The organism is Allobosea psychrotolerans (assembly GCF_002917105.1).
Taxonomy (GTDB): domain Bacteria; phylum Pseudomonadota; class Alphaproteobacteria; order Rhizobiales; family Beijerinckiaceae; genus Allobosea; species Allobosea psychrotolerans.
Genome location: NZ_PQFZ01000011.1, coordinates 133,767 through 160,096, shown reverse-complemented (window position 1 = coordinate 160,096; position 26,330 = coordinate 133,767). Strand labels below are relative to the sequence as shown.

General features: G+C 67.1%; 27 protein-coding genes. 16 read left to right on the top strand and 11 right to left on the bottom strand.

The window, feature by feature from the left end; all coding sequences use genetic code 11:
• The first annotated feature begins 29 nt into the window (after positions 1-29).
• On the top strand, positions 30-1,238 hold the full coding sequence (locus CYD53_RS18790) for an ABC transporter substrate-binding protein (RefSeq protein WP_103719604.1): 1,209 nt from the start codon (positions 30-32) through the stop codon (positions 1,236-1,238).
• A gap of 24 nt (positions 1,239-1,262) precedes the next feature.
• Here CYD53_RS18790 and rnhA read toward each other — a convergent pair whose 3' ends face one another.
• From rnhA to ispH, 3 genes are read right to left on the bottom strand one after another with little or no spacing between them, the layout of a single operon-like run.
• On the bottom strand, positions 1,263-1,709 hold the full coding sequence (rnhA, locus tag CYD53_RS18785; RefSeq protein WP_103719603.1) for a ribonuclease HI: 447 nt from the start codon (positions 1,707-1,709) through the stop codon (positions 1,263-1,265).
• Positions 1,706-2,671 (bottom strand): homoserine kinase, encoded by a 966-nt coding sequence (locus CYD53_RS18780; protein ID WP_103719602.1) that lies wholly within the window; start codon positions 2,669-2,671, stop codon positions 1,706-1,708. Before CYD53_RS18780 ends, rnhA begins: the two co-directional genes overlap by 4 nt.
• Positions 2,672-2,694: 23 nt before the next feature.
• The gene (ispH, locus tag CYD53_RS18775; protein ID WP_245928319.1) at positions 2,695-3,663 is read right to left on the bottom strand and encodes a 4-hydroxy-3-methylbut-2-enyl diphosphate reductase; all 969 of its coding nucleotides are present in this window, start codon (positions 3,661-3,663) and stop codon (positions 2,695-2,697) included.
• A 165-nt stretch (positions 3,664-3,828) separates the two neighbouring features.
• On the opposite strand from ispH, the gene CYD53_RS18770 reads away from it, so the two are divergent.
• From CYD53_RS18770 to CYD53_RS18750, 5 genes are all read left to right on the top strand, one after another.
• Positions 3,829-4,323 (top strand): MarR family winged helix-turn-helix transcriptional regulator, encoded by a 495-nt coding sequence (locus CYD53_RS18770; RefSeq protein ID WP_245928318.1) that lies wholly within the window; start codon positions 3,829-3,831, stop codon positions 4,321-4,323.
• Positions 4,320-4,988, top strand: coding sequence for a glutathione S-transferase family protein (locus CYD53_RS18765; protein WP_103719600.1), 669 nt, complete (start codon positions 4,320-4,322; stop codon positions 4,986-4,988). The genes CYD53_RS18770 and CYD53_RS18765 overlap by 4 nt, the downstream gene beginning before the upstream one ends.
• A 341-nt stretch (positions 4,989-5,329) precedes the next feature.
• Positions 5,330-7,192: a monovalent cation:proton antiporter-2 (CPA2) family protein gene (locus CYD53_RS18760; protein ID WP_103719599.1), complete on the top strand. Its 1,863-nt coding sequence runs from the start codon at positions 5,330-5,332 to the stop codon at positions 7,190-7,192.
• Positions 7,189-8,610 (top strand): MATE family efflux transporter, encoded by a 1,422-nt coding sequence (locus CYD53_RS18755; RefSeq protein ID WP_245928317.1) that lies wholly within the window; start codon positions 7,189-7,191, stop codon positions 8,608-8,610. Before CYD53_RS18760 ends, CYD53_RS18755 begins: the two co-directional genes overlap by 4 nt.
• Positions 8,611-8,663: 53 nt before the next feature.
• Complete coding sequence (locus CYD53_RS18750; RefSeq protein WP_103719598.1) at positions 8,664-9,593, top strand: DUF937 domain-containing protein; 930 nt, start codon at positions 8,664-8,666, stop codon at positions 9,591-9,593.
• 51 nt (positions 9,594-9,644) lie between these two features.
• Here the strand turns inward: CYD53_RS18750 and CYD53_RS18745 are convergent, their stop codons facing one another.
• Together CYD53_RS18745 and CYD53_RS18740 are read right to left on the bottom strand one after the other, a co-directional pair.
• A complete protein-coding gene (locus CYD53_RS18745) occupies positions 9,645-11,540 on the bottom strand; it encodes a methyl-accepting chemotaxis protein (RefSeq protein WP_181011931.1) in 1,896 nt (631 codons plus the stop codon).
• Between the two features lie 287 nt (positions 11,541-11,827).
• Complete coding sequence (locus CYD53_RS18740) at positions 11,828-12,211, bottom strand: YjiS-like domain-containing protein (RefSeq protein ID WP_103719596.1); 384 nt, start codon at positions 12,209-12,211, stop codon at positions 11,828-11,830.
• Between the two features lie 168 nt (positions 12,212-12,379).
• Between CYD53_RS18740 and CYD53_RS18735 the strand changes: the two genes are divergently transcribed.
• Complete coding sequence (locus CYD53_RS18735; RefSeq protein WP_103719595.1) at positions 12,380-13,261, top strand: LysR substrate-binding domain-containing protein; 882 nt, start codon at positions 12,380-12,382, stop codon at positions 13,259-13,261.
• Positions 13,262-13,309: 48 nt separating this feature from the next.
• Here the strand turns inward: CYD53_RS18735 and CYD53_RS18730 are convergent, their stop codons facing one another.
• The 4 genes from CYD53_RS18730 to CYD53_RS18715 all read right to left on the bottom strand — a co-directional run bounded on the left by CYD53_RS18730 (position 13,310) and on the right by CYD53_RS18715 (position 17,465).
• Complete coding sequence (locus CYD53_RS18730) at positions 13,310-13,468, bottom strand: Flp family type IVb pilin (protein ID WP_245928316.1); 159 nt, start codon at positions 13,466-13,468, stop codon at positions 13,310-13,312.
• An 87-nt stretch (positions 13,469-13,555) separates the two neighbouring features.
• Positions 13,556-14,935 (bottom strand): glutamate--cysteine ligase, encoded by a 1,380-nt coding sequence (locus CYD53_RS18725; protein WP_103719593.1) that lies wholly within the window; start codon positions 14,933-14,935, stop codon positions 13,556-13,558.
• A 319-nt stretch (positions 14,936-15,254) separates the two neighbouring features.
• Positions 15,255-16,427, bottom strand: coding sequence for a carboxylate-amine ligase (locus tag CYD53_RS18720; protein WP_103719592.1), 1,173 nt, complete (start codon positions 16,425-16,427; stop codon positions 15,255-15,257).
• Between the two features lie 291 nt (positions 16,428-16,718).
• Complete coding sequence (locus CYD53_RS18715; protein ID WP_103719591.1) at positions 16,719-17,465, bottom strand: 16S rRNA (uracil(1498)-N(3))-methyltransferase; 747 nt, start codon at positions 17,463-17,465, stop codon at positions 16,719-16,721.
• Positions 17,466-17,650: 185 nt separating this feature from the next.
• Here CYD53_RS18715 and CYD53_RS18710 point away from each other — a divergent pair, with 185 nt between their 5' ends.
• The 3 genes from CYD53_RS18710 (at position 17,651) to CYD53_RS18700 (ending at position 19,762) form a co-directional block, all read left to right on the top strand.
• Entirely contained in the window at positions 17,651-18,136 is a 486-nt protein-coding gene (locus CYD53_RS18710) for a hypothetical protein (RefSeq protein WP_103719659.1), read from the top strand.
• A gap of 37 nt (positions 18,137-18,173) precedes the next feature.
• The gene (ubiA, locus tag CYD53_RS18705; protein ID WP_103719590.1) at positions 18,174-19,133 is read left to right on the top strand and encodes a 4-hydroxybenzoate octaprenyltransferase; all 960 of its coding nucleotides are present in this window, start codon (positions 18,174-18,176) and stop codon (positions 19,131-19,133) included.
• Between the two features lie 68 nt (positions 19,134-19,201).
• On the top strand, positions 19,202-19,762 hold the full coding sequence (locus CYD53_RS18700; RefSeq protein ID WP_103719589.1) for a GNAT family N-acetyltransferase: 561 nt from the start codon (positions 19,202-19,204) through the stop codon (positions 19,760-19,762).
• Here CYD53_RS18700 and CYD53_RS18695 read toward each other — a convergent pair.
• The gene (locus tag CYD53_RS18695) at positions 19,668-20,189 is read right to left on the bottom strand and encodes a DUF6101 family protein (protein WP_146055951.1); all 522 of its coding nucleotides are present in this window, start codon (positions 20,187-20,189) and stop codon (positions 19,668-19,670) included. The genes CYD53_RS18700 and CYD53_RS18695 overlap by 95 nt on opposite strands.
• 265 nt (positions 20,190-20,454) lie before the next feature.
• Between CYD53_RS18695 and CYD53_RS18690 the strand changes: the two genes are divergently transcribed.
• The 5 genes from CYD53_RS18690 (at position 20,455) to lpxK (ending at position 25,084) form a co-directional block, all read left to right on the top strand.
• Positions 20,455-21,267, top strand: coding sequence for a 3'(2'),5'-bisphosphate nucleotidase CysQ (locus CYD53_RS18690; protein ID WP_103719658.1), 813 nt, complete (start codon positions 20,455-20,457; stop codon positions 21,265-21,267).
• Between the two features lie 380 nt (positions 21,268-21,647).
• Positions 21,648-21,884, top strand: coding sequence for a DUF4170 domain-containing protein (locus CYD53_RS18685; RefSeq protein WP_103719587.1), 237 nt, complete (start codon positions 21,648-21,650; stop codon positions 21,882-21,884).
• Between the two features lie 133 nt (positions 21,885-22,017).
• Complete coding sequence (locus CYD53_RS18680) at positions 22,018-22,767, top strand: lysophospholipid acyltransferase family protein (protein WP_103719586.1); 750 nt, start codon at positions 22,018-22,020, stop codon at positions 22,765-22,767.
• Positions 22,764-24,065, top strand: coding sequence for a 3-deoxy-D-manno-octulosonic acid transferase (locus CYD53_RS18675; protein ID WP_103719585.1), 1,302 nt, complete (start codon positions 22,764-22,766; stop codon positions 24,063-24,065). Before CYD53_RS18680 ends, CYD53_RS18675 begins: the two co-directional genes overlap by 4 nt.
• Entirely contained in the window at positions 24,065-25,084 is a 1,020-nt protein-coding gene (lpxK, locus tag CYD53_RS18670) for a tetraacyldisaccharide 4'-kinase (protein ID WP_103719584.1), read from the top strand. The genes CYD53_RS18675 and lpxK overlap by 1 nt, the downstream gene beginning before the upstream one ends.
• Here lpxK and CYD53_RS18665 read toward each other — a convergent pair.
• Positions 25,055-25,252 carry a DUF2093 domain-containing protein gene (locus CYD53_RS18665; RefSeq protein WP_244546383.1) on the bottom strand — a complete coding sequence of 66 codons (198 nt, stop codon included), beginning with the start codon at positions 25,250-25,252 and terminating at the stop codon, positions 25,055-25,057. The two genes, lpxK and CYD53_RS18665, sit on opposite strands and share 30 nt — an antisense overlap.
• Positions 25,253-25,555: 303 nt before the next feature.
• Between CYD53_RS18665 and CYD53_RS18660 the strand changes: the two genes are divergently transcribed.
• Positions 25,556-26,314, top strand: a complete 759-nt coding sequence (locus CYD53_RS18660; protein ID WP_245928314.1) for a dienelactone hydrolase family protein — start codon at positions 25,556-25,558, stop codon at positions 26,312-26,314.
• Positions 26,315-26,330 lie beyond the last annotated feature (16 nt).

Genomic DNA, 26,330 nt, shown 5'->3' with positions numbered 1-26,330 from the left:
AAGCGGCCGAAAAAACGGGGAGAAACACCATGAAGACCACTCTGCTGGCCGGAGCGCTGCTGGCGCTGACCGGCCTGGGCACCGCACAGGCGCAGGTCAGCGACGATGTCGTCAAGATCGGCGTGCTCACCGACATGGCCGGCGTCACCGCCGACATCACCGGCAAGGGCTCGGTCGTGGCGGCCGAGCTCGCCGTGAAGGAATTCGGCGGCACTGTGCTCGGCAAGCCGATCCAGATCATCGCCGCCGACCATCAGCACAAGGCCGATCTCGGCACGACGATCGCGCGCCAGTGGTTCGATATCGACAAGGTCGATGCGATCGTCGACGTGCCCAATTCCGCCGTGGCGCTGGCCATCCAGTCGCTCGCCCGCGAAAAGAAGAAGATCGTGATGTATTCCGGCGCCGGCACGACGGCGCTGACCAACGAGCAATGCTCGCCTTACGGCTTCCACTGGACCTACGACACCTATGCGGTGTCGCACGGCACGGCCGCGGCGGTGGTGAAGGCCGGCGGCAGCTCCTGGTTCATGCTGGCCTCCGACTACGCCTTCGGCCACCAGCTCCAGAAGGACGCGACCGATGTGGTGGAGGCCAATGGCGGCAAGGTCGTGGGCTCCGTGCGTCACCCGCTGAACAACGCCGACTTCTCGTCCTTCCTGCTGCGGGCCCAGAGCTCCGGCGCGAAGGTGATCGGCATCGCCAATGCGGGCAACGACACCATCAACGCGATCAAGCAGGCCGGCGAATTCGGGCTGACGGAACAGGGGCAGAGCCTGGCGGCCTTGATCTTCTTCCTGCAGGACGTCCACAGCCTCGGGCTGAAGGCGACCCAGGGCACCTATCTGACCACCGCCTCCTATTGGGATCGGGACGAGGCCTCGCGCGCCTGGTCGAAGCTGTTCATGGAGCGCACGGGCATGATGCCCTCGATGCTCCATGCCGGGGTCTACGGTTCCGTGCTGCACTATCTCAAGGCGATCAGGGAAGCGGGCACCGACGATCCCGATAAGGTCGCCGCCGCGATGAAAGCCATGCCGATCAACGACGCCTTCACCAAGGGCGCGACGATCCGCGGCGACGGCCGTGTCTTGCGCGAGATGTATCTCGCCCGCGTCAAGAAGCCGGCGGATTCGAAGGGGCCCTGGGATTATTTCGAGATCGTCCGGACGATCGCTCCGGAGGAGACTGTCTGGCCGCTATCCGAGAGCAAATGCCCGGCTGTGGCGAAGCCATAGGCGGCACAGGCACGCCTACTCAGCTCACCGCCCCGGCTTGAACGGCGCCATGCCCGCGCGCGCCAGCGCATCGGCGCGCTCGTTCATCTCGTTGCCGGCATGGCCCTTGACCCATTTCCACTCGATCTTGTGGCGCCCGAGCGCAACGTCGAGGCGCTTCCAGAGCTCCTCGTTCTTGACCGGCTTCCGGTCGGCGGTCTTCCAGCCGTTCTTCTTCCAGCCATGGATCCAGGCGGTGATGCCCTGGCGCAGATACTGGCTGTCGGTGTGCAGCGCCACGGTGCAGGGCCGCGTCAGCGTCTCCAGGGCGGAGATCGCGCCCATCAGCTCCATGCGGTTGTTGGTGGTCATGGCCTCGCCGCCCGACAGCTCCTTCTGCATGCCCTTGAAGGAGAGGATCGCGCCCCAGCCGCCGGGGCCGGGATTGCCCGAGCAGGCCCCGTCCGTCCAAACTTCGACCACGTCGCTCATCGCTTCAATCCATAATCCCGTGCATCCGTCACGCGCTGGTGGAAGGCGAGCTTGCGATCATATTCGAGCGGATCGAGCGGCTTCACCAGGGCGCCGGGCGGCACGTTCAGCCAGTCGACCAGTCGCGTCACCAGGAAGCGCAGCGCCGAGCCGCGGCAGAGCTGCGGCAGCGCCCCAACCTCGGCCGGCGTCAGCGTGCGGACGCTCTCATAGCCGGCCAGCAGCGCCTGGCCCTTGGTCAGGTTGAAGGAGGCGTCGGCCTCGAAGCACCAGGAGTTCAGGCAGATGGCAAGGTCGTAGGCAAAGGCGTCGGTGCAGGCGAAATAGAAGTCGATCAGCCCCGAGAGCCTGTCCTTGATGAAGAAGACATTGTTGGGGAAGAGATCGGCATGGATGACGCCGCGCGGCAGGTCCTGCGGCCAGGAACGCTCATGCGCCTCGATCTCGGCCATCACGCGCCGCCCGAGCCCCGGCGAGACCGTGTCGGCCGCCGCGCCAGCCTGCTCGGCGAGAGGCCGCCAGCCCGGCACCGCCAGCGAATTCACCCGCTCCATGCCGAAATCCGCGCCGGCCTGGTGCAGCAGGGCGAGTCCACGCCCGACCTCGGCGCAATGCGTCACGTTGGGGCGGCGCACCGAAATGCCGTCGAGGAAGGTGACGATCGCGGCCGGGCGGCCCGCAAGCTGGCCCACTGCCTGCCCGTCCCGATCCTTGACCGGCAAAGGGCAGATCAGCCCGCGCCTGGCCAGATGCTCCATCAGGCCGATGAAGAAGGGCAGGTCGCCGGCATCCACCCGCTCCTCATAGAGCGTCAGGATGAAGAAGGCCTGCGTCGTGTGCAGCAGGAAATTCGAGTTGGAGACACCCTCGGCGATGCCCTTGACGGCCAGCAGATCGCCAATGCCGTAGCGCGCCACGAAGGCGGCCAGTTCATCATCAGGTACTTCGGTATAGACGGCCAAAGCTCGCTCTCTCTTGCTTGCGCTCACTCGGCCGCGGTCGGCGCCGCTTCGCCACGCAATTCGCGCGGCAGCGGGAAAAACACGTTCTCATCGGCCGTCGAGACCGTCTCGACACGCACGTCGTAACGCTGCGCGAAGGCATCGATGATCTCTTCGACCAGCACCTCCGGCGCACTCGCGCCGGCCGTGATGCCGAGGCTGCGGATGGCGCCGAAGACCGACCAATCGATCTCGTCGGTGCGCAGGACGAGCCGCGCCGCCGGGCAGCCGGCGCGCTCGGCGACCTCGCGCAGGCGCTGCGAATTCGAGGAATTGGGCGAGCCGACGACGATCAGCGCATCGACCTGCGGCGCGACGCGCTTGACCGCCTCCTGGCGGTTGGTCGTGGCGTAGCAGATATCTTCCTTGTGCGGCGCGATCAGATCGGGAAAGCGCGTCTGCAAGGCGGCGACGATCTCGCGGGTATCGTCCACCGAGAGCGTCGTCTGCGTGACATAGGCAAGCGGCTGGCCGACCGGCGGTTGGAGCGCGGCGACATCGTCGAGCGTCTCGATCAAGGTGATCGCGCCCGGGGGCAATTGCCCCATGGTGCCGATCACCTCGGGATGGCCGGCATGGCCGACGAGCAGGATGTGGCGGCCGCGCTTGTGATGCACCTCCGCCTCGCGATGCACCTTGGTGACCAGCGGACAGGTCGCGTCGATGGCGAAGAGATTGCGCGCGCCCGCTTCAGCTGGAACCGATTTCGCCACGCCATGGGCGGAGAAGATCACCGGCCGCGTCGCATCGGGCACCTGCGACAATTCGGAGACGAAGACCGCACCTTTCCGCTTCAGCGATTCGACGACGTATTTGTTGTGCACGATCTCATGGCGGACATAGACCGGCGCGCCATGCAGGATCAGCGCCTTCTCGACCGCGTCGATGGCGCGCACAACCCCGGCGCAGAAGCCGCGGGGGGCACAGAGCAGGATGTCGAGCGGCGGTTTCACGCGCGGATATCGTTCCAGAGAATGAGCGCCTTCTTTCGGGGTGAAAGGGACGATGTCAAGGAAACCGCTCAACGGCGACCGCATAGCCGGGCAGCCATCGCAGCGGGCACGGCCTGTTGACATATAAGTTGATATCAACCTCTTTTTCGTCGCATGCTGGCTGCGATGATCCCGTTCGAGACGACCCTGACGGTCCGTGACCGTTGCCTGTGCCTGCACGCGCAGCGCGCGGCACGCGTTCTGGCGCGGCGCTTCGACGAGGCGTTGCGCCCATACGGCCTGACCAACGAGCAATTCTCGTTGCTGATGGCGCTCAACCGCCCGGTCGCCGCTTCGATCAGCCAGATCGCCAGCGTGCTCGGCGCCGACCGCACGACCTTGACCGCCGCCCTGAAGCCGCTGATGCGCGACGGGCTTGCGACGATCCACGCCGATACCAGGGACCGCCGGGCTCGCCGCGCGGCCCTGACGCGAGCCGGCCATGAGCGGCTCGCGGCCGCACTGCCGGTCTGGCTTGCCATGCACGAGGCTCTGGAAGCGACGCTCGACGCTCCAGACCCGGCACAAACGCGACACGGTCTCACCCTCCTGGCCAGTTGGCCGGGCATGACTTGGCCGGGCATGACCGCAAGTTCGCACAACCAGGAGAGAACGTCATGACGCCCCAGGTCTCCACGCCCCATGTCTCCGCCTTTCGCTGGGTTCCGTCCTTCGCGCAGGGCCATGTCCGCGACCTGCGCGTGCGCTGGGCGCTTGAAGAAGCCGGCATCCCCTATGAGGCGACGCTGATCGGCCGCGACGACCAGACGTCCGAGGATTATCGCGCCTGGCAGCCCTTCGGCCAGGTGCCGGCCTATCGCGACGGCGGCGTCGAGATGTTCGAATCGGGCGCGATCGTGCTCTACCTGTCGCGGAAATCTTCGGCGCTTGCGCCCGTGGACGAGGCCGGCCGCGCCCGCGTGACGACCTGGGTCCTGGCGGCCTTGAATTCGATCGAGCCGCATGTCTCCGGGCTCGCCAGCACCGACATCTTCCACAAGGGCGAGGCCTGGACGATCGAGCGCCGCCCACAGATCGTCGAGATGGTGGTGATGCGCCTGCAGGCCCTGAGCGACTGGCTCGCCGGCAAGGACTATCTCGACGGGCGCTTCACGGCCGGCGATCTCATCATGGCGACGGTGCTGCGCGATGTGCCCGACGACATCCTCGCGCGCTTCCCCACGCTCGAAGCCTATCGCGCGCGCTGCCTCAATCGCCCAGCCTTCGCCCGCGCGCTGGAAGCGCAGATGGCGCCGTTCCGCCAGAACGCGCCGGCCGCCGCCTGACCGGCCGCGGGCGCAGCCTTGGCCTTGCGAGACATCATGGTCGAGGGCGCACGGCCCTCCCCGGCTCGCCATCGGCCAAGTGATCGGGGCTGCCGGCGTGAGCGCGGCGTGTCAGGGCAACGCCAAGCCACATCGGCGGAGCCGACATAGCGCGGCCGGTGCGACGCATATTGCGGCCTCGTGGCGAAAGGTCGATAGGATCGCGACCGAATTCCTGCGGCACGGAACCAGGCTGTGCCCCCTCACTAACCCCTCGCAGAAACGAACGGGCGACCTTAGATTGTCCGCAGGCCGGTTCCGCATGCGGGCGCAGGCCCCATCCCGCCCGCGACGAGTACCTCATGGCCGACGTCTCCCATACCAGCTATCTGCCGCCGATCCTCACCTTCTGCGCCGGCGCCGTGATCGCTGTGCCGCTGTTCCGGCGGGTCGGGCTTTCGGCGGTGCTGGGCTATCTCGCAGCCGGCATCATCATCGGCCCCTCGGTGCTGGCGGTGATCAAGGACCCCGACGCGATCCGCGGCACAGCCGAGATCGGCGTCGTGCTGCTGCTCTTCCTGGTCGGGCTCGAATTGCAGCCGTCGCGGCTCTATTCAATGCGCAAGGACATTCTCGGCGCGGGCCTGGCCCAGATGGCGCTGAGCGCAGGCGTCATCGGCGCGGCGGCCTGGTGGTTTGGCCTGTCCGTCGGCGGGGCGGTCGCGGTCGGGCTGGCGCTGGCGCTGTCTGCGACCTCGATCGCGCTGCAATTGCTGGAGGAGCGCGGTGACGGCAACGAGCCCTATGGCCGGCGCACCTTCTCGATCCTGCTGTTCCAGGACATCTCGATCGCGCCCGCTCTGGCGATCCTGCCGCTGCTGGCGACGACGACCGAGGCCAAGCCCGGCGGCGCCGGCCAGGCCCTGACGGGTCTGGGGATAGCCTTCCTCGCCATCGCCGTGATCGTGCTGGCGGGGCGCTATGTGCTGAACCCGTTCTTCCGCATCCTGGCCAAGACCGGCGCCAAGGAGGTGATGACGGCAGCCGCCCTCTTCATCGTGCTGGGTGCGGCGCTGCTGATGGAACATGTCGGGCTCTCCATGGCGATGGGTGCGTTCCTGGCTGGCGTGCTGCTGGCCGATTCGCATTTCCGCCATGAGCTGGAAGCAGATATCGAGCCGTTCCGCGGCGTGCTGCTCGGCCTGTTCTTCATGGCGGTCGGCATGTCGCTCGACTTGAAGCTCGTGCTCGACAACTGGCTGCTGCTGGCCTTGGCCGCGCCTTTGCTGGTGCTGTTCAAGATCGCGGTCGCGGCCTCGATCCTGCGCGCGTCCTGCTCCTCGATGACGGAGGCCGTGCGGGCCGGCGCCCTGCTCTCGCCCGCCGGCGAATTCGCCTTCGTGCTGCTGCCGCTGGGCGTCTCGCTCGGCCTGCTCGACGAGCGTCAGGGCGCGATCGCGACGGCGCTGGCGGCGATCTCGATGCTGATCGGCCCGGTCGTCGCCAAGCTCATCGACGGCGTCCTGCTCTCGCGCGCCGCGCCCGAGACGATGGAGGAGGATTTCGAGGGCGTGGACGCGCCCTCCGTCGTGGTCATCGGTTTCGGGCGCTTCGGCCAGATCGTGACGCAGGCGCTGCTGCTGCAGCATGTCGACGTCACCATCATCGATTCGGATGTCGAGCGGATCCGCTCCGCCGCAAAGTTCGGCTTCAAGATCTATTATGGCGACGGCACGCGGCTCGACGTGCTGCGCGCGGCGGGGACGGGCAAGGCCCGCATCCTGTGCGTCTGCATCGACAACAAGGATGCAGCCCTGCGCATCGTCGAGATGGCCAAGGCCGAGTTCCCGAATGTGCGCCTGCATGCGCGCGCCTATGACCGCATCCACGCCATCGACCTGATGAAGGCCAATGTCGACTACCAGATGCGCGAGACCTTCGAATCCGCGCTCGGCTTCGGCCGCGTCACGCTCGAAGGGCTCGGGCTGAACTATGACGAGGCGAGCCTGGTGATCGACCATGTCCGCGACCGCGACGCCCAGCGCATGGAGATCCAGTTCACCGAGGGCATCGCCGCTGCGCTCAACAAGGTGCCGCGCGTCACGCCCGAGCCGCTGGTCCAGCCCAAGGGCAAATCCAAGGCGCTCACGCCCGAGACCCAGGAGGTCATCGAGGATGGCGGAGCCGAGGTCGCTGTCGGCGGCGTCGGCGAGCCCGAGCGGTGAGCCCGCGCCCGGCCGGGCCGCAGGCGGTCTTCGTCAGCGGCCCGATCATGCGCCATGTCGCGGTGATGACCGCGACCAGCTCGGCCGGGCTGATGGCGGTCTTCGTCGTCGACCTGCTCTCTCTGCTCTACGTCTCCTGGCTCGGCCGGCCGGAGGCGACGGCGGGCGTCGGCTATGCCACCATCGTCCTGTTCCTGATGATCTCGATCAATATCGGGCTGATGATCGCGGTCACGGCCCTGACGGCGCGCGCGCTCGGCGCAGGCGACCGCGGCAGCGCAAGGCGCCTCGCCGGCTCGACGCTTGCGCTGATGGCGCTGGCGGCGTTGGCGCTGAGCATCATCGTCCTGCCCGGACTGCCCTGGCTGCTGCGCACGCTCGGCGCCCATGGCGAATCCTATGTGGTGGCCTATTCCTTCCTCTGGATCGTATTGCCGTCGAATGTGCTGATGGCGCTCGGCATGGGCTTTTCCGGCGTGCTGCGGGCCGTCGGCGATGCGAGACGCGCCATGTTCGTGACGCTCGGCGGCGGGCTGGCGACCGCAGTGCTCGACCCGCTCTTCATCTTCGGCCTCGGCCTCGGCCCCAATGGCGCGGCCTGCGCCATCGTTCTGGCGCGCATCATCATCGCGGCGGTCGGCTTCCATGGCGCGGTCAAGGTTCACGACATCGTCGCCAGACCCACCTATGCCGCGCTTGCGGAGGATACGGGAAAGACCATGGCGATCGCGGGGCCCGCGATCCTGACCAATCTGTCGACGCCGATCGCCAACGCCGTCTTCGCCGGGCTGATGGCGCGCTTCGGCGATGCCGCGATCGCGGCGCTGGCGATCATCGACCGGCTCGTCCCCGTTGCCTTCGGCGCGCTGTTTGCGCTGTCGGGCGCGGTCGGACCGATCCTCGGCCAGAACTGGGGTGCCGGCCGCTTCGACCGGATGCGGCGCGGCCTGACCGACTCGGCGCTCTTCGCGGTCGCCTGCGTCGTCGTCGCCTGGCTCCTGCTCGTGCTGCTGCGCGGGCAGATCGTCACGATCTTCGGCGCGACGGGACTGACGGCGGAGCTGGTGGCATTCTTCTGCCTGATCGCGGGCCCGATGTGGATCTTCGTCGGCCTGCTCTTCGTCGCCAACGCCGCCTTCAACAATCTCGGCATGCCGCTGCTCTCCACGCTGTTCAGCTGGGGCCGGGCCACGCTCGGCACGATACCGCTCGCCTTCGTGGGAGCCCATTATGCCGGGCCGAAGGGCGCCCTGGTAGGCTGCGTCTTCGGCGCCGTCGTCTTCGGCGTCATCGCGCTCGTCTTCGCCTATCGCGGCATCGCCCGGCTGGAGCGCGAGGGCGCGTCACGGGCAGGCTCGCTTGCCTCGCGAACTGGCGCTGCTATCGTTCCGCTCCAGGCGGCGGCAGACCGCAGATAGATCATCGCATCGCTCCCGCATTTCCGGCGCGATGCCTGAACCGGAGGCGCGCCATGATGAACCTGTTCGAGATGATGCAGCAGGCCCAGAACGGGCAGGCCATGCAGAACATCGCCCGGCAATACGGGCTCAGCCAGCAGCAGACGCAGTCGGCGATCGAAGCCTTGCTGCCCGCCTTCTCGATGGGGCTGCAGCGCCAGACGCAAAATCCCCAGGCCTTCCTGAACCTCGCGCAGATGATGACCGCGACGCCCTTCGGCCAGATGTTCGAGACCGGCGGCGGTGCCATTCCCGCCCATGCCCAGACGATGGGCAACGATGTGCTGAGCCAGCTCTTCGGCTCCAAGGAGATCAGTAACGCCGTCGCCGCGCAGGCAGCCGCGACGAGCGGCGTCGGCCAGGCCATCCTCAAGCAGATGCTGCCGGTGATCGCCTCCATGGTGATGGGCGGGCTGTTCAAATCGGCGAATAATCAGGGCCTCGGCGGCATCCTGGGCCAGTTCACCGAGATGATGCGCGGGCAGATGCCGGGCCAGCAGCCCGCATCGCCCCCGCCCCAGCAGGCGCCCGCCAACCCGCTCGACACCATCCTCGGCGGGCTGTTCGGCAACCAAGCACCGACGGGTCAGGCCCAGGGGGGCGGCCCCTTCGGCGGCGGGCAAATGCCGGGCGGTCAGGCCAGCGGCAACCCGCTCAACCCGCTGGATGGCGGGCTTCTCGGCCAGATCCTGACCGGCATGCTGGGCGGCGCGCAGCAGCCGGACGCCGAGCCCGCGCCGGCCCCGACGAGCCGCAACGCCCAGGCCCAGCCGCAGGAGCAGCCCGACGACGCGCCACCACCCTCCTCGGCGACCGGACCAGGCTCGATCGGGCTCGATGCGTTGAACCAGATGTTCGAGCATGGCCGCCAGGTGCAGGACAGCCACCAGGACGCGCTGAAATCGATCCTCGACGGCATGTTCGGCGGTCCGGGCCGGCGCTGACCTCACCAGAAAGGACGGGCGCCGCCCTGCCGGTCTTGGAACCGAGGCTCGTCAGGCGACGCGGCGCGACTGCCAGTTCGCGTCCTCGCGCGTCATGACCGCGGCGAGCTCGCGCAATCCTTGGGTATCGGCATTGGTGCGGAAACTCGCGACCAGCGCGTTGAGGCGTCGAATCTGATCCGACAAGGCCGTGGCCGAGGCCGCGCTTTCCTCGGCGAGGGCCGCATTCTGCTGGGTCATCTCATCCATATGCGCCACGGTCTGGCTCATCTCGTCGATGCCGTTGGCCTGTTCGGCCGACGCAGCCGAGATGTCGGAGACGGTGGCGGAAACCTTGCGCGAGGCCTCGACGATGCGCTCCAGAACCTCGCCGGCGGAGCGGACGAGACCGACGCCCTGCGCGACCTCCGCGCCCGATTCGGTGATCAGGGCGGTGATGTCCTTGGCCGCTGCCCCCGAGCGCTGCGCCAAGGTGCGGACCTCGGAGGCGACGACCGCAAAGCCCTTGCCGGCATCGCCGGCGCGAGCGGCCTCGACCGCGGCGTTCAGCGCCAACAGGTTGGTCTGGAAGGCGATCTCGTCGATGACGGAGGTAATGTCGGAGATCTTGCGGGAGGCGGCCTCGATCCGCGCCATCGCGTCGACGGCCTCGCCAACGATCACCCCGCCCTTTCGCGCCACGTCCATCGCCTCGTCGGCGAGCGCAACAGCCTGCCTGGAGGCCGTCGCCGAGGCCTTCACCGAGGCCGCGAGCTCCTCCGTGGTGGCCGCCGTCTCCTCCAGCGAGGAGGCCTGTTCTTCCGTCCGCTTCGACAGGTCGTCGGCACCCATATTGATCTCGCGCGCCGCATTCCCGACATCGCCGGATGTCGCCTGGATCGTCCTGACCGTCTCGGACAGATGGCCGACGGCGAGGTTGAAATCGTCGCGCAGCTTCTCGTATTCAGCCGCCACCTCGGCATCGATGCGATAGGTGAGATCGCCCTGCGAAAGCAGATCGAGCCCGTTCGCCAGCAGATCCATCACCTGCCGCTGCTCTGCCGCCAGCCGCTCCTGCTCGCGCGCATGCTCGGCCCGCTCCTGCTCGATCTCCACGCGCTGCGCATCCGAAGCTTCGCGACCTTCCGCCGTTTCGGCCTCGAGGCGCTGGACCGCCAGGCCATTGTCCTTGAAGATCTGGACGGCGCGCGCCATCGCGCCGATCTCGTCCTTGCGGGTCTGGCCGTCGATGGCGATCCGGTAGTCGCCGCCGGCGAGATCGCCCATGCGCTGCTTCAGCAGGTCAAGCGGCCGCGTGATCGACTGACGCACCAGCACCATGGCTCCAACCAGGCCAAGCAGCATGCCGAGCGCCGACAAGGCGAGCACGAGCTGATTGAGCGTCTGGGCCTCGGCGTCGAGCTGGCCGGAGGTCGTTTCCGTATCGGCCTTGACGCTGTCGTTCAGCGTGTCCGCCGCCGTCACGATCTCGCTGATCATCTTGTCGAGCTGCGACATCACGGAGAGGGCGGCGAGATCCTCGTCGCGCCCCGCCATGGCGACGATATCGTCGACCTGCGCCTTCAACGCCGTGAAATTTCGCGCCAGCGCGTCGAAATCCGCAGCCTTCTGCGGAAAGCTGATCTTCGCGTCGGTCAATCGAGCCAGCGCACGATCATAGGACTTGCGCACGTCCTCGATCGCGGTGGTGTTCTGCTTCATGTAGTCGGGATAGGCGATCGACTTGTAGAGATCGCGCGAGATGTCGCTCATCGCGCGGGTGGCGCGGGCCGCATCGAGGATCGCGGTGGCGCGCTGGGAAATCAGGTCGGAATAGGTCTTCTGGATCCGGCCATGTTCGCGACCGCCATAAATGGCGGTCGCCAGGCTGATCGCCCCGATGATGATCAGGGGGATGGCGATTTTCGTCCGAATGGCCAGATCCTGAAGGCGCACCGAAAACCGCATGTCCGACATCCCCGCATCGCAATGATACGCGCTCTCCCGGCGCGGCATGGACAGGAGAGTTTGCCGAGTTTGGTGAATTTTGAGTTAGTCTTGGCTTCTCGGCCGCACAAAAGCGCTCAAATCAGCAGGAAATCAATCAAGCGGCACAAGCATCGGCACGTACGCCGCCGCGGAGGTAGGAATTGCACCCAGGGACGAGACCGGGATGACGCGCCGCCTGCGGCCCAGACACGAAAAAGGGCGGAAGCACGAAGCCTCCGCCCACAGGAACGCGCAGCCCCAAGGGGTCAGGCGCTGCACGCAACCGCTTGCTTGGCGACTGGTTGCCTGGCGACCGGCCCGGCCTTCATGGCGGGAGCCTTCACCTGAGCCTGCCGAACCCCTTCCGCGCGCCGCGCCGAGGCGACGCCCGAACGCGCACCGGAGCGGGCGGCGAGAATGGTCGAGGGATCGTCGAGCCAGGAGGTGGCGAGCGCGCCTTCGACATCGGAACGGACGAGGCCGATATCCTTGAGGCCGCGTTCGTCGAGCTCAGTCAGGCGCAGGACCTCGCGGCGATGGATGATCGCTTTCGTGAGCGACGTTACGCCGGCAAACCCTCGCGCAGCGATGCGCGCAACGACACCCAAAACGGACGCGAACGGCTTCGTGGCAATGGTCAAGATCAGCATAACGACCTCCTAAGGGTCCAAATAACGGGTATTCCCAAGCCCCGCCCGGACGCACCGCTGGCAAGACCTCGAAACTGACCAAAGGATAGCTTTCCGCTGGTCATCAGCCAAACGAATGCTTATGATGCTTTGCAGCACGGATATTGATGATCCAGTTTGGGGGCCGCCATGGCGCATGTGCTCGACGCCGACCAGCTCAAGACCTTCGTCGCCATCGCCGATACCGGCTCCTTCACCCGCGCCGCCGAGATCGTATTCAAGACGCAATCGGCCGTCTCCATGCAGATGAAGCGGCTCGAGGAGCGCGTCGGCCGGCCGCTCTTCGGGCGCGACGGCCGTCATGCCAAGCTGACCGAGGATGGCGAGCGCCTGCTCGACTATGCCCGCAGGATCGTGCGGCTGAACCTCGAATGCGTCGCGAGCTTCACCGATGCCGACCTCAAGGGCCGCATCCGGCTCGGCGTGCCCGACGACTATGCCGACCGCTATTTGCCTGAAATTCTCGCCCGCTTCGCCCGCTCCAACCCGCGCGCCGAGGTCACCGTCGTCTGCGAGCCGACGCCGATGCTGGCCGATCGGATCGCCACCGGCGACATCGACCTCGCCATCATCACCCATGTCGAGAGTCGCGGCCAGGGCGAGATCATCCGCATCGAGCCGCTGCTTTGGGTGACCTCGGCACGCCATGGCGTGCATGAGGAGGACCCGCTGCCGCTGGCGCTCGGCCGCCCGACCTGCAACTGGCGGCAGGCCGCCGTCGAAGCGCTGGAGACCAAGGGCCGGCGCTTCCGAGTGCTTTATGCGAGCTGGAATTCGACGGCGGTGGGCGCGGCGGTGATCGCAGGGCTCGCCGTCTCGGTCCTGCCGGAAAGCGCGGTCAGGCCCGGCATGCGTATCCTGGGGCCGGCAGATGGCTATGCGACGCTGCCATCCTGCAAGATCGGTCTGCTGCGTACGCGCTTTGACCCCTCGGTTCTGTCCAATGCGCTGGCCGAGCACATCATCCAGAGCCTCGACAATCTGCAGAGCTTCAAGACGGCGGCGGAGTAAAGACCGCCGCAACGGTCAAGGTGCCGGTCGAAAGCCTGAGCGATTCCCTCAGGGAGTGGTCAAGCCGGCGGCGACCGACTGGAAGAAGCCGAGCACGGACTGGCCGATCTGCGTCGCCCAAACCACGATCGTGAGCGAGATCAGGCTCACGACAAGGCCATACTCGATCGCCGTTGCGCCGCGCGCATCGCTGGCAAAGTCGGACATGGCCATTCTGATCCGTTCCATGTCTCCGAAATACCGAATAAATTCGGCCAATTCGTTAACATGACTGCCGAAACTGACTGGAATGCCTTACAGCGCAAGCGCCGAGAACAGGGGCGCGATCTCGCCCGACCACTCGCCCTCGAAGCGTGATGCGAGTTGCTGCGCAAGCGTGCGGTCCTGCGCGACGATCGCATCGAGCGGCGCGAGGAAACCCGTCTCGTCCCTACCCGCACCATCCAGCCGGGCCCGCCGGGCGAGGCCACCGCGCGCCAGCGCCAGCACCTCCCGCGCCAGATCGCGTAGCGTGCGGCCGCCGATGCGGGCGGAGAGGCCGGCTTTCGGCACCACATCGCGCAGCGCCTGGCGCTCCTCGGCGCTCCAGCCCCTGACCAGATCCCAGGCCGCATCGAGCGCGACCTGGTCGTAGAGCAGGCCGACCCAGAAGGCCGGCAGAGCATTCAGCATTTCGGGCGGCCCGGCATCGGCGCCGCGCATCTCGAGGAAGCGCTTGAGCCTGACCTCGGGGAACAGCGTCGAGAGATGGTTCGCCCAATCGGAGATCGTGGCGCGCTCGCCCGGCAGTTGCGCAAGCTTGCCGGCAAGCAGGTCGCGGAAGGAGGCGCCGGCGACGTCGTGATAGACCGCGCCGCGCTTGACGAAATACATGGGAACGTCGAGCGCCCAGTCGACATAGCCCTCATAGGACATGCCCTCGTCAAAGGCGAAGGCAAGCATGCCGGAGCGCGCCTTGTCGGTATCGAGCCAGATTTCCGAACGCACCGACTGGAGGCCGTTGAGCTTGCCCTCGGTGAAGGGCGAGGCCGCGAACAAGGCGGTGGCCAGCGGCTGCAGGGCGAGCGAGACCCTGAGCTTCCTGACCATATCGACCTCGGTCGCGAAATCGAGGTTCACCTGCACGGTGCAGGTGCGGAACATCATGTCGAGGCCGCGCGTGCCGACCTTGGGCATGTAGTTCGCCATGATCTTGTAGCGGCCCTTGGGCATCACCGGAGTCTGGGCGCGCGTCCAGAGCGGCGAATGGCCGAGCGCGACGAAGCCGATGCCATGGGGCGCGGCGACCGCCTTGACGTCGGCGAGATGGCCGGCGAGTTCGTCGGCGGTATCGTGCAGCGTTTCGACCGGCGCGCCTGAGAGCTCGAACTGGCCGCCGGGCTCCAGCGAGATCGCGCCGCCGCCTTCGGGGCCGGCAAGGCCGATGATGTGGCCGTCATCGACGATCGGCTCCCAGCCCAGCCTCTCCTGCATGCCTTCCAGCAGATGGCGGATGCCGCCCCGTCCATCGCGTCCCTCATAGGGCACGGGGGAAAGGTCATGCGCATAGAACGGGAACTTCTCGTGCTCCGTCCCCATCCTGAACGCGGAGGCCGGCTTCTCGCCGGCAGCGATCCAGGAAATCAATTCGTTCTTGGAACCGATCGGGGTCGAATCGGACACATCGCGAGCCATGGGCGCTCCGGCAGAGTAAGGCATGCAGCCATGCGGCCGCCCGCGCATTTCGGCGCGGGCGGATCAGGCTCGGGAGCGCCAGACATAGGCGAGCCTCAAGCGCTCGACAACGACCCCCGTCACGCATTGATGCAAGAGTGATCCCCGCGCCAACGCAAGGCGGCGCGGCGCGCCCGGTCGTTAGAGCAGGATGCGAAGAAGTGGGCACCGGTTTTTCGCTTCGATCCTGCTCTCACTTTCAGATGAGAGCCGGATTCAGATTTCAGCTGGGATCACCTTGTGATTGCATCTGAAATCATCCGGTTCTGGCGGGCGTTCGTCAGGCTGCGCCGCGCATGGCCGGCTGCCAGCCCGGCGAGAGGGCGACGCCATCGAGACGGGTCTCGGAGGCCAGCCAATCGACCACGGCGGCAAGCCCCGCGGCCTGCCCCCCTGCCCTCCCCCTAGCCTCCTCGAAGACAGCTAGCTGGACGTCAGCGCTGGTGCCATTCGCCGCCAGCCTGCGGCAATATGCGAGCTCGGCCCTGCAGCCCAGCGCGGCGGCGTCATCGGCCAGGTCGCCGAGCAGCTCGTCGATCAGGCTCGGCACGGAGCGCATGGTCCGGCTCTGGGCGCAGATCAGCCCGCCGTGGATGCCGTAGCGCTGCGCGCGCCAGATATTCTCCGAGGCAATCGCACGCGCCGCCGGCGTGAGCTCCGCATTCAGCCCGCGATGGCGCTGCAGATGGCGGATCAGGCAGCGATACAGCGCAGCGATGGCGAGCGTGTCATCAAGCCTCGTGCAGCTGTCGGCGATGCGCAGTTCGAGCGTCGGATGCTTGTCGGAGGGGCGGATCGCCCACCAGATATAGCTCGCATCCTTGATCGCGCCAGCTGCGACCAGGGTCTCGACATAGCTCCGGTAATCGGCCGCATCGGTGAAGAGTTCGGGCAGGCCGGTGCGCGGCAATTCGGCATAGGCCGAGAGCCTGTAACCCATCAGGCCGGTGCGCTGTCCCTGCCAGAAGGGCGACGAGGTCGACAGCGCCAGGAGCAGCGGCAGGAACGGCAGGATGCGCACCATCAACCGGATGCGCTCGTCCTCATCCTCGATCTCGACATGGATATGCAGGCCGCAGAGCTGGTTGCGGCTGCCGAGCATCTGCAGGTCGCGCATGATCTGGTCGTAACGCGTGGCCTCTGTCGCGCGCTGGCGCGACCAGACGGCGCTGGGATGCGTGCCGCAGGCCAGCAGCAGCATCTCATGTTCGAGCGCGAGCCCCGCCAGACCCTTCCGCAAGGTCGAGAGCGAATGCCGCGCCTGCGCCATCGATTCGCAGATCGGCGTCGCGACCTCGATCTGCGATTGCAGCATTTCACGCTGCACCTCGTCGGGAAAGGCGTCCTGGACCGCGGCGAAGAACTTCGGAGAAACCTTGCGGGCGATCCCGCGGCTGCCGGCATCGGACAGGAAATATTCTTCTTCGATGCCGAAGCGGTTGGCTTCGTTCATGGCGTCATCCTCGTCGGGCAAAGGGCTGCAGGCCGTGCGGAGGGGTGGGCTTGCGCCATCGCGCCCCTCGGCAGGAATCGCGCCACAGCCTGGCGGCCAATGAGTCGAGAATACGGCTCCCTTCGCACAATCGCGAAAACGTCCGAGACGCCCTGGCGTTCCCGACCGCCTGCAGCGCCAAAGCGCCTTCGAGCGAAGCGGCCACCGGCTCGCGTGAAGAAAACGCGTGCCGACAAAGAACTAAAGGCCGTCATGACCCCACCGGCATCAACGACCGGATCGTACATTGCCCTAGCCGCGCGGCCAGTCGCCCAAAACCGCCTGGACGAGCGCGAGCGCCGCAACGGCGGCTGTATCGGCGCGCAAGATGCGTGGTCCCAGCGAGATTCTCAGCGTTTTCGGTCGCGCCAGGATGCGCACGCGCTCGGCCTCGTCGAAGCCGCCTTCAGGGCCGATCAGCACGGCCAGTGGGCCGGGCGCGGCGGCAGCCAGCGCTTTGACGGGGCTCTCCTGCGCCATCGCCTCGTCGCAGAAGATCAGGAGCCTTTCGGGTTCGAGCGCCTCGAGCGCCGCGTCCAGCCCGCATTCGCCCCGGATCTCGGGCAATGACAGGATGCCGCATTGCTCGGCCGCCTCGATCGCATTGGCGCGCAGCCGATCGAGATTGAGCCGCGACACCTGCGTCCTGCGGGTCAGAACCGGCTGCAGCAGGCCCGCGCCCATCTCGACGGCCTTCTGCGCGATATAGTCGAGCCGCGCATGCTTCAGCGGGGCGAACAGGTAATGCAGATCGGGGGCTTCCGGCTGCGGGCGCGTCTGCCGGAGCAGGCCGAGGCTTGCCTGCTTGCGCCCTTCCGCGGTCAGCGCCGCGAGCCATTCGCCGTCGCGGCCGTTGAACACGATGATGGTGTCGTCACTCTTCAGGCGCAGCACGTTGAGCAGGTAATTCGCCTGTTCGCGCGCCAGCGGCAGGCGCTTGCCAATGGCGAGATCGTCGGCGACATAAAGCCGGTAGCGAGCAAAATCGGGGGCGGACATCGGCGCGGTCATCTCCTGTCACCCGCCGCCGCGCCGCCGAACCAGCGCGAAAACCGCCACAATCCAGGCGTAACGGCAAGTGGACTCGCATAGGCGCTTGGCGCTAACACGGTGCGGCTGTTATGAACATTCCGGAGCGGAAGCGCTCCCAGCACGAACAATTCGGAGCAAGACATATGCGGCGCATGAGGACTTCGAGCAAGATCGCTTCGGGAGTGATCGCGACGCTCGGTCTGGCGGCGGTATCGTTGCTCGACGCCGCGCCGGCCGCGGCGCAGGCTTCCGGCTGCGAGCAGATCCAGAAGCTGCTGGCGGAGCGCCAGTCGATCGTGGCCTCGCTGAACTCGTCGTCGAAATCCAAGAAGAAGCTGACCCCGGCGCAAGCCTGCAGCACGCTCGGCCGCCTGGTCGGGAATGGCAATGCGGCGTTGAAATTCGCCAGTGCGAACCAGGACTGGTGCCAGATTCCGGCCAGCTTCGTCGATGGCCTGAAGGCCGACAACGACAAGGCTGCCGGCATCCGCAACAATGCCTGCAACGCGGTCAAGCAGCAGGCGGCGATGCAGAAGCGCGCCCAGCAGCAGGCGCAGCAGCAGGGCGGCGGCAGCCCGTTCGGCGGCGCCGATTCGATCACCGGCGGATCGCTGCGGATTCCCCAGGGCGCGCTCTGACCGCCTTGTAACCTTCGCTCCTGACCCGGCACGGTGCATGGCTTCGACGAGGGATGTGGCTTCGACAGCGGATGCTCCGCTTCCCGACGCCTTGACGGACCATTGGGTCGATACGCGGGCGCCGCGACGTTTCAGGCCCTATCTCAAGCTTGCGCGAATCGAGCGCCCGATCGGCTGGCAGCTTCTGCTTCTGCCCTGCTGGTGGTCGGCGGGCCTCGCGGCGATCACCGACAGACAGGCCTTCCCCAACCCCTGGCACTGCCTGCTGTTCCTGATCGGCGCCGTGGTGATGCGCGCCGCCGGCTCGACCTTCAACGACATCGTCGACCGCAAGCTTGACGCGCAGGTTGCGCGGACACGCGGCAGACCGCTCCCCTCCGGCCAGGTCTCGGTGCAGGCGGCGGCGCTGTTCATGGTCGGGCTCTCGCTTGTCGGCCTGCTCGTGCTGCTCCAGTTCAACCGGTTCACGATTCTGACCGGCATCGCCTCGCTGGCGATCGTCGCGATCTATCCTTTCATGAAGCGCATCACCCAGATGCCGCAATTCGTGCTCGGCCTGGCCTTTTCCTGGGGCGCGCTTCTCGGCTGGAGCGCGGTCTTCGGCCGGCTCGATGCCCCGGCCTATCTGGTCTATGCGGCGGCGATCCTCTGGACCATCGGTTACGACACGATCTACGCGCTGCAGGACATTGAGGACGACATCATCGCCGGCATCAAGTCGAGCGCGCGCTATTTCGGGCGATATGGCCGGGAGGCGATCGGAGCCTGCTTCGGTTTCGCCGCGCTGCTGATCGCTGTCGCGACCTGGCTGGTCGGCGGCGGCGTCTTCGCCTGGCTCGGCGTCGCGGGCTTCGCGGCTCATCTTGGCTGGCAGGTTTCGCAGATCAGCGCCGTGACGCCGATGCTGGCGCTGCGCCTGTTCCGCTCGAACTGGCACGCCGGACTGCTGCTGGCGGCCGGCTTCGCGCTCGATGCGCTGGTTCGGTTCGGCCTGTGAACGCCCCGCGCTTTACCGCGCTGGCGATGCTGGATCGCCGGCGATCACGCCCTCGACGATGATACGGCATGTCTGACGTTGCCCTGCGCGACATAACCGCGGCGACGGTCCGCGCGATCTGCGCGCTGGAAGTCCGGCAGGATCAAAAGGGCTTCGTCGCGCCCAATGCCATCTCGATCGCGCAGGCGTATTTCGAGCCCGCGGCGCGCTTCAAAGCCATCTACGCCGCCGAAACTCCGGTCGGTTTCCTGATGTGGCGCCCGGGTTCCGAATCCGGCGTCTGCTATCTGTGGCGCTTCATGATCGACCACAGGCACCAGAGGAACGGTTACGGCAAGACGGCGCTGAAGCTGCTCTTTCAAGCGCTGCGCGACCAGAGATTCCACCTGCTGAAAACGAGTATCGTGCAGGGGAGCGCGGGGCCCCTGGAGTTCTATCGCTCGCTCGGATTCAGGGAGACGGGGGAGACCGTGCCAAACGGCGAGAGCCTGCTGCTGCTTTCACTGTTGATGCATGGAGGGCCCGGCCGGGCCTTCAATCCGTCAGGCGCTCACCGGCGACGACGACCGGGCGTTCGCCGAGACGGCCGGTCTTGCGCCGCACCAGGAAGCGCGGCCGGCGACCGTTGAGGAAGGAATGACGCCGCCTGATCCGCACCGGGCCGAGCGCGAGCCGGCCAAGCTGCGGATAGGGCTCCGAGATCACCCCATCGCTGGTCTCGATCAGCAAGGGCAGGCCGCTGGCGCGGCCGCAATCGCGCCAGAGCGCCACCACATCGTCCTGATCCAGCACCGCAACCGTGATCGAGCGGCCGTCGCCGGCCGTCAGAGCCAGTTCGAAGCGCTCGTCCTCGCGTGCGGTATTCGTCATGCGCATCGCGATGCCGCGCCATCCGGCGCCGCCGCGCAAGATCCTGACCGAGGCGATGCGTTCGACCCGCGGCGCGTCTGGCTGCGCCGGCATCGGGTTTTTCGGAACGGTGGTCGTGTGTGTCGGGCGGCCGGAGAGACCTGACGCAAAGCCGGTCTCTCCGGCAGCCGGCGTGACGCTGGCCATCGGTATAACGCCTCTCTATGTCCCTGCCGCTACGGAGCCCTCTGTGCAGTCCGGGGCTCTCGTGCTTGCAGGTCGAGATTGCGTCCAAGCTCTCTCCGAGCGCTTAAGCGGTTGGGTTAAAGGAGCGTGTTTCTCGGCCTGAATGCCGCCGAATGGCCTGTTTCATGCATGATGATTGACGGAATCTTTCGGTGCGCGAGCGCATTTTCGGCTTGTGTCCGCAGGCTCCGCATTCGATACGGAAAGCATCATGAACAGGCTCCCGATGCCCATCGCCTCAGATCTCCTGCCGGCGGTTCGCGCAAGCTGCATCGCAGCGGGCGAGATCGCGCTCGCGCTGTTTCGACCCGGCGAGAAGACCGCGGCGCGGACCTGGTCTAAGAGCGGCGGCTCGCCCGTCACCGAAGCCGATATCGGCGTCGACACCTTCCTGCGCATCCAGCTCTCGGTCCTGCTGCCCGACGCGGCATGGCTCTCCGAGGAAACCGTCGACGATGCCCTGCGGCTGTCGCGCCGCTTCGTCTGGGTCGTGGATCCGATCGACGGCACGCGCGCCTTCATGGGCGGCTCGCCGGATTGGGCCGTCTGCGTCGCCCTGCTCGACGAGGGCGTGCCGATCCTGGGCGCGGTGCATGCGCCGGCCTGCAACGCAACCTATACCGCCATAAGCGGCGCCGGGGCCTTCCTGAACGATGCGGCAATCTCGGTTTCGAAAGTCGCGAGCCTGAAGGAGGCGCGCATTGCCGGCCCCAAGCCGATGCTCGACGCGCTGGCGAGGCTGGAAGCCTTCGAGCCCGCCGACAAGATTCCTTCGCTCGCGCTCAGACTCGCGCGGATCGCCGACGGCACGATCGATGCCGGACTGATCTCGCCCGACGCGCGCGATTGGGATCTCGCCGCAGCCGACCTGATTCTGAATGAGGCCGGCGGCCGCATGACCGGCGGCGAGGGCCAGCCTGCTATCTACAACCGCGAGACGCCCGTTCACGGCATGCTCGTCGCCAGCAGCAACGGCCTGGCGGAGCCGCTGCTGAGCGCCTTGCAGCGCCTGCGCGACGGACAGCCGCAGCGCATCTGACCTTCAAGCAGTCTAGAGGCTGTTATGAGCCATGAGGCCGATTTGATGAGGTCAAAACGGCGGAGATGGGAGGAGCATTGCGCCGGCGCTACCGTTGGTATCGGCAAGCGATGCGACGCTGCAGCTCCGTCGTTTTCACCTCACCGCAGGGCGCGGCGCTTTTGCGCGACTGCGGCGGCGTTCTTCCTGGCAAGCCGGAGGGCTTGCGCCCTCGAACTCCTGACATTCGCGCAAAATCGCCTGCGTCAAATCGGCCCCATGGATCACAACGGCCTCTGCGGACCGGGAATTGCAGAACGCAGGCCGTTCGGCACTCGCGCCATCGGCGTGAATGGCTTATCTGGTGCCGCAATCGGACGCACATGGCTGCAGGAATCGATATGGAACAGGAACAGAAACAGCTTCTCCATCTCGTCTTCGGCGGCGAGCTGAGCTCGCTCGAAGGCATCACCTTCAAGGATCTCGCCAAGGTCGACGTCGTCGGCGTGTTCCCGAACTATGCCAGCGCCCATGCCGCCTGGAAGGCGAAGGCACAGGCGACCGTTGACCAGGCGCAGACCCGCTATTTCATCGTGCACCTGCACCGCCTGCTCGATCCCGAACCCGCCAAATCCTGAACCGTCAGGCAGCGACAGGCGCGCTAGAGCCGGATCAATGCAAAAAAGCCGGTTCCCGCTTTTTCGCATCCTGCTCTGGCGTTCCTGGTCAGATCGCGGCCTCAATCTTCCCTTATCGGTTCAATCATCAGCAATGGGCTTTTCCCTTCTCAAGACACGCGCGGCGCAAGAGACGCTCGGCCGGCTCCTGGCCGGCTATCTCAAGCTCGTGCGCCGCACGAACCGGTTCGTCGTCGAGCCGGCCGACATCTATGAGAAGGTGCGCCCCGAACTGCCATTGATCATTGCGATGTGGCACGGCCAGCACATCATGATTCCGTTCTCCCGGCCGGACTGGATGCCGGCCTGCTCCCTGGTCTCGCGCCATGGCGATGGCGGCTTCAACGCTGTCGCGTTGCGCCAGCTCGGCATCGGCGCGATCCGGGGTTCGGGCGCCCTCGGCAAGAAGATCCGGGAGAAGGGCGGCGCCAGCGCCTTCCTGGCCATGATGCGGCGGCTGGCCGCCGGCGAAACCATGGTGCTGACCGCCGACATTCCCAAGCGCGCCCGCATCGCCGGCCCCGGCATCATCGCCCTGGCGCGCGCATCGGGCCGGCCGATCCACCCGATCGCCGTCGTCACCAGCCGGCGCATCGATTTCAAGAGCTGGGACCGCGCCTCGATCGGCCTGCCCTTTGGGCGCGGCGCGATCGTCGTCGGCGAGGCGATCCGCGTCGAGCGGGAGGCGGATGAGGCGACCTGCGAGGCCGCGCGCCTCGCCCTGGAAGCCGGGCTCGACGCCGTTCATGCCCGCGCCTATGCGCTCATCGGCGCGCGCGACCCTGGCGAAGGGCTGAGGCAGGCGCAGCCGGCCGCACGGGCGACCGCAGGCGAAGCAGCATGATCGGCAAGGGCTCCATCCTGCAGAGCTACCGCGTGATGAGCGCGCTGCTCGAGCCGGCGGCGGCCGGGCTGCTGCTCTGGCGGCGGCGGCGCGGCAAGGAAGACCCGACGCGTTTTGCCGAGCGGCGCGGCTATCCAGGCGTCCGGCGCCCCGACAAGACCCTGGTCTGGCTGCATGGCGCCAGCGTCGGCGAGACGGTGACGCTGCTGCCATTGGTCGAGAAGCTGAAGCGGCGCGGGCTCGCGGTGCTGGTGACCTCGGGCACGGTGACCTCTGCGAAACTGCTCGCCGCGCGGCTGCCGGCCGGCGTGATCCATCAATATCTGCCGCTCGACGTGCCACGCTATATGCGCCGCTTCCTCGACTATTGGCGGCCGGAACTCGGCCTGATCTGCGAGTCCGAGATCTGGCCCAATCTGATGATCGAGGCGCGCAAGCGCGCGATCCCGCTGGTCCTGGTCAATGCGCGCATGTCGGAGCGCTCCTTCAAGCGCTGGTACAAGCTGCCGCAGACCTCGCGCTATCTGCTCTCCTGCTTCGAATCCTGTCTCGCCCAGTCCCAGGGAGACGGCGAACGCCTGGCGCAGCTCGGCGCACCCCGGGTCAGCATCGCCGGCAATCTGAAATTCGACGTGCCCGCCCCGCCCGCCGATGCCGACACGCTGGCGATCCTCGACGGGTTGACCACCGGGCGGCCCGTCTGGATCGCGGCCAGCACCCATCCGGGCGAGGACGAGCAGGTGATCGCGGCGCATCTCGGCCTCAAGGCGCATCTGCCGAAGCTGCTCACCATCATCGCGCCGCGCCACCCCCAGCGGGGCGCCGAGATCGACGCGCTGGCGCAGGCCAACGGCATCGCGACGGCGCAGCGCTCGCAAGGCGGCATGCCGGAGCGCGATGTCGAACTCTACATCGCCGACACGGTCAACGAGCTCGGCCTGTTCTACCGCCTCTCGCAAGTGGCCTTCATCGGCGGGTCGCTCACGCCCGTCGGCGGCCATAATCCGATCGAACCGGCCAAGCTCGGCTGCGCCCTGCTGCACGGGCCCTATGTCCATAACGCCTCCGACGTCTTCGCGGCCTTCGACCGCGGCGGCGGCGCTCGCGAGGTCGCCGATACGCAGGCGCTGGCCGGCGCGGTGCATCGCTGGCTGAGCGACCCTGCCGCGGCCCGGCAAGCGGCGCGCGCGGCGGCCCAGACCAGTCACCAGCTCGGCGGAGCGCTCAACCGCACGATGCAGACGATCGAGCCCTTGCTGATGCGCGTCGCGATCGGCCAGCGCGAGACGGCGTCCTGATGCGTTCGCCGGAATTCTGGTGGCGGCCACGCCCCGGAGCGCCGGCGCGTCTGCTCCAACCTTTCGGCTGGCTCTATGGCGCGATCACGCGCCTGCGCATGTGCAGGCGCGGTGCGAATGCCGGCATCCCCGTCATCTGCGTCGGCAATTTCGTCGCTGGCGGCGCCGGCAAGACCCCGACCGCAATCGCATTGGCGGCGCTGCTGCGGAGCCTGGGCGAGACGCCCTTCATGCTGACGCGCGGCTATGGCGGCGCGCTTGCCGGGCCGATCGAGGTCGAGCCGCGCCACGGCCCCCACGATGTCGGCGACGAGGCGCTGCTTCTGGCCGCTCAAGCACGCACGATCGTGGCGCGCGAGCGAGCCGCCGGCGCGGGCCTCGCCAAGCGGCTCGGCGCCAGCGTCATCGTGATGGATGACGGGCTGCAGAACCCCTCGCTCGCCAAGGATCTGCGGATCGCCGTGGTCGATGGCGCGAGCGGGGTCGGCAACGGCCTGTGCGTTCCCGCCGGGCCGCTGCGGGCGCCGCTCGCCGGCCAGTTCGCGGCGACCGACGCCATCCTCATGATCGGCGACGGCGCGGCGGGAGACGCCGTGGCGCTCGCGGCGCAAATGGCGGGCCTGGAGCTGTTGCGGGCCCGGCTCGAGCCGTCGCGCGAGACAGCCTCGCGATTGGAGGGACATCCGGTCATCGCCGTTTCCGGCATCGGCCGGCCGGAGAAATTCGCCGCGACCCTTCTCGCGGCCAAGGCCAAGATCCTGTCGCAACGCGCCTTTGGCGATCACCATCCCTATAGCGCGCACGATGTCTCCAGCCTGATCGCCGAGGCGCGGAGGCTGGGCTGCCTGATCGCGACGACCGAGAAGGACATGACCAAGCTCGGCCCGCTCTGGCCCGAGACCGAGCGGGAGCGGCTCGTCGTCGTGCCGGTCGCGCTCGTCTTCGAGGATACGGCGCGCCTTGCGGGCCTGGTGAGGAGCGTGTTGGCCTCAGCTGCGGCCGGCGCGGCGCAGCCTTAATTGCACGGCCTCCGGCGAGACATAGGCTTCCTGCCATTCGACCGACCAGTAACGCAGATCGTCGAGACGGATCGGCGCACCCGTGACCGCGCAGCGCACGAAGGCGCCGGGCCGCACGACGCGGAATTCGCCATGGCCGTAATCGATGGCGGCCTCTGGCCCAGGCATCGGGGGACGTTCGCTGATATTCATCTCGAATGCATCGAAACCGTTGATCGGAAAACGGATTATCGAAATAATCCTCCCTCTGTGATAGCGTGCCCGTCAATGATGTCCAGCTTGATGCGTCTCCTCGATCACGTCGCCTTCGGACGTTTCCGTCCGAAGGCGAAAAACGTGATCGATTCTAAGAGCTCAAAGCATTGCTCAAGCGAAAAACCGGCATCCATTTTTTCGCGCAATGCTCTCGCAGCCCTGACCGGAGTTGCACTGCTTCTGTCTTCGGCCGCTTCAGCCGGCGGTTACGAGCATGTGCGCATTCCCAATGACGACGGGCAGATCGACGCCGTGCTCTACAGGCCGGCGGGGCCGGGACCGTTTCCGGCTGTCGTGGCGCTGCATGGTTGCAACGGTTTATGGCGCGACAACGGCACATTGTCGCTGCGGCATTCCGACTGGGGCGAGCAACTCGCGCAAGCCGGGCTGATGGTCCTGATGCCCGACAGCTACGGCTCACGCCGGCTCGGCTCGCAATGCGGCGTCAAGGACGTGACCGTACGCCCAAGCCGGGAACGCGTTGCGGACGCGGCCGCCGCACGCCGCTGGCTGCAGACGCGCGAGGATGTCCGAGCGGATATGATCGCACTGATGGGCTGGTCGGGTGGCGGATCGGCCGTCTTGGCGGCGATCCGCAAGGACCGTCGGCCCGCCGACGGCAAGCCGGACTTCGCCCGCGCGGTCGCCTTCTATCCGAGCTGCCGCCTGCAATCGGAATCGGCCAGCTTCGCCGCGAGGCTGCCGGCGCTGATCCTGGCGGGCGAAGCCGATGACTGGACACCGCCCGCGCCTTGCGACTTCCTGGCGAAAGCCGCGCAAGCTCGCGGCGAAAAGATCGACCTCGTGGTCTATGCCGGCGCCCTGCACGATTTCGACCATCCCCGCCTGGAGGTGAAGGAGCGCTCCGACATCGCCTATTCGGCGACAGGGACGGGCAAGGCCATGGTCGGCACCAACCCCGCCGCGCGCGAGGATGCGCTCAAGCGCGTAAAGGCCTTCCTGAAGGGGCTCTGACCCCGTGAGGCCCCGT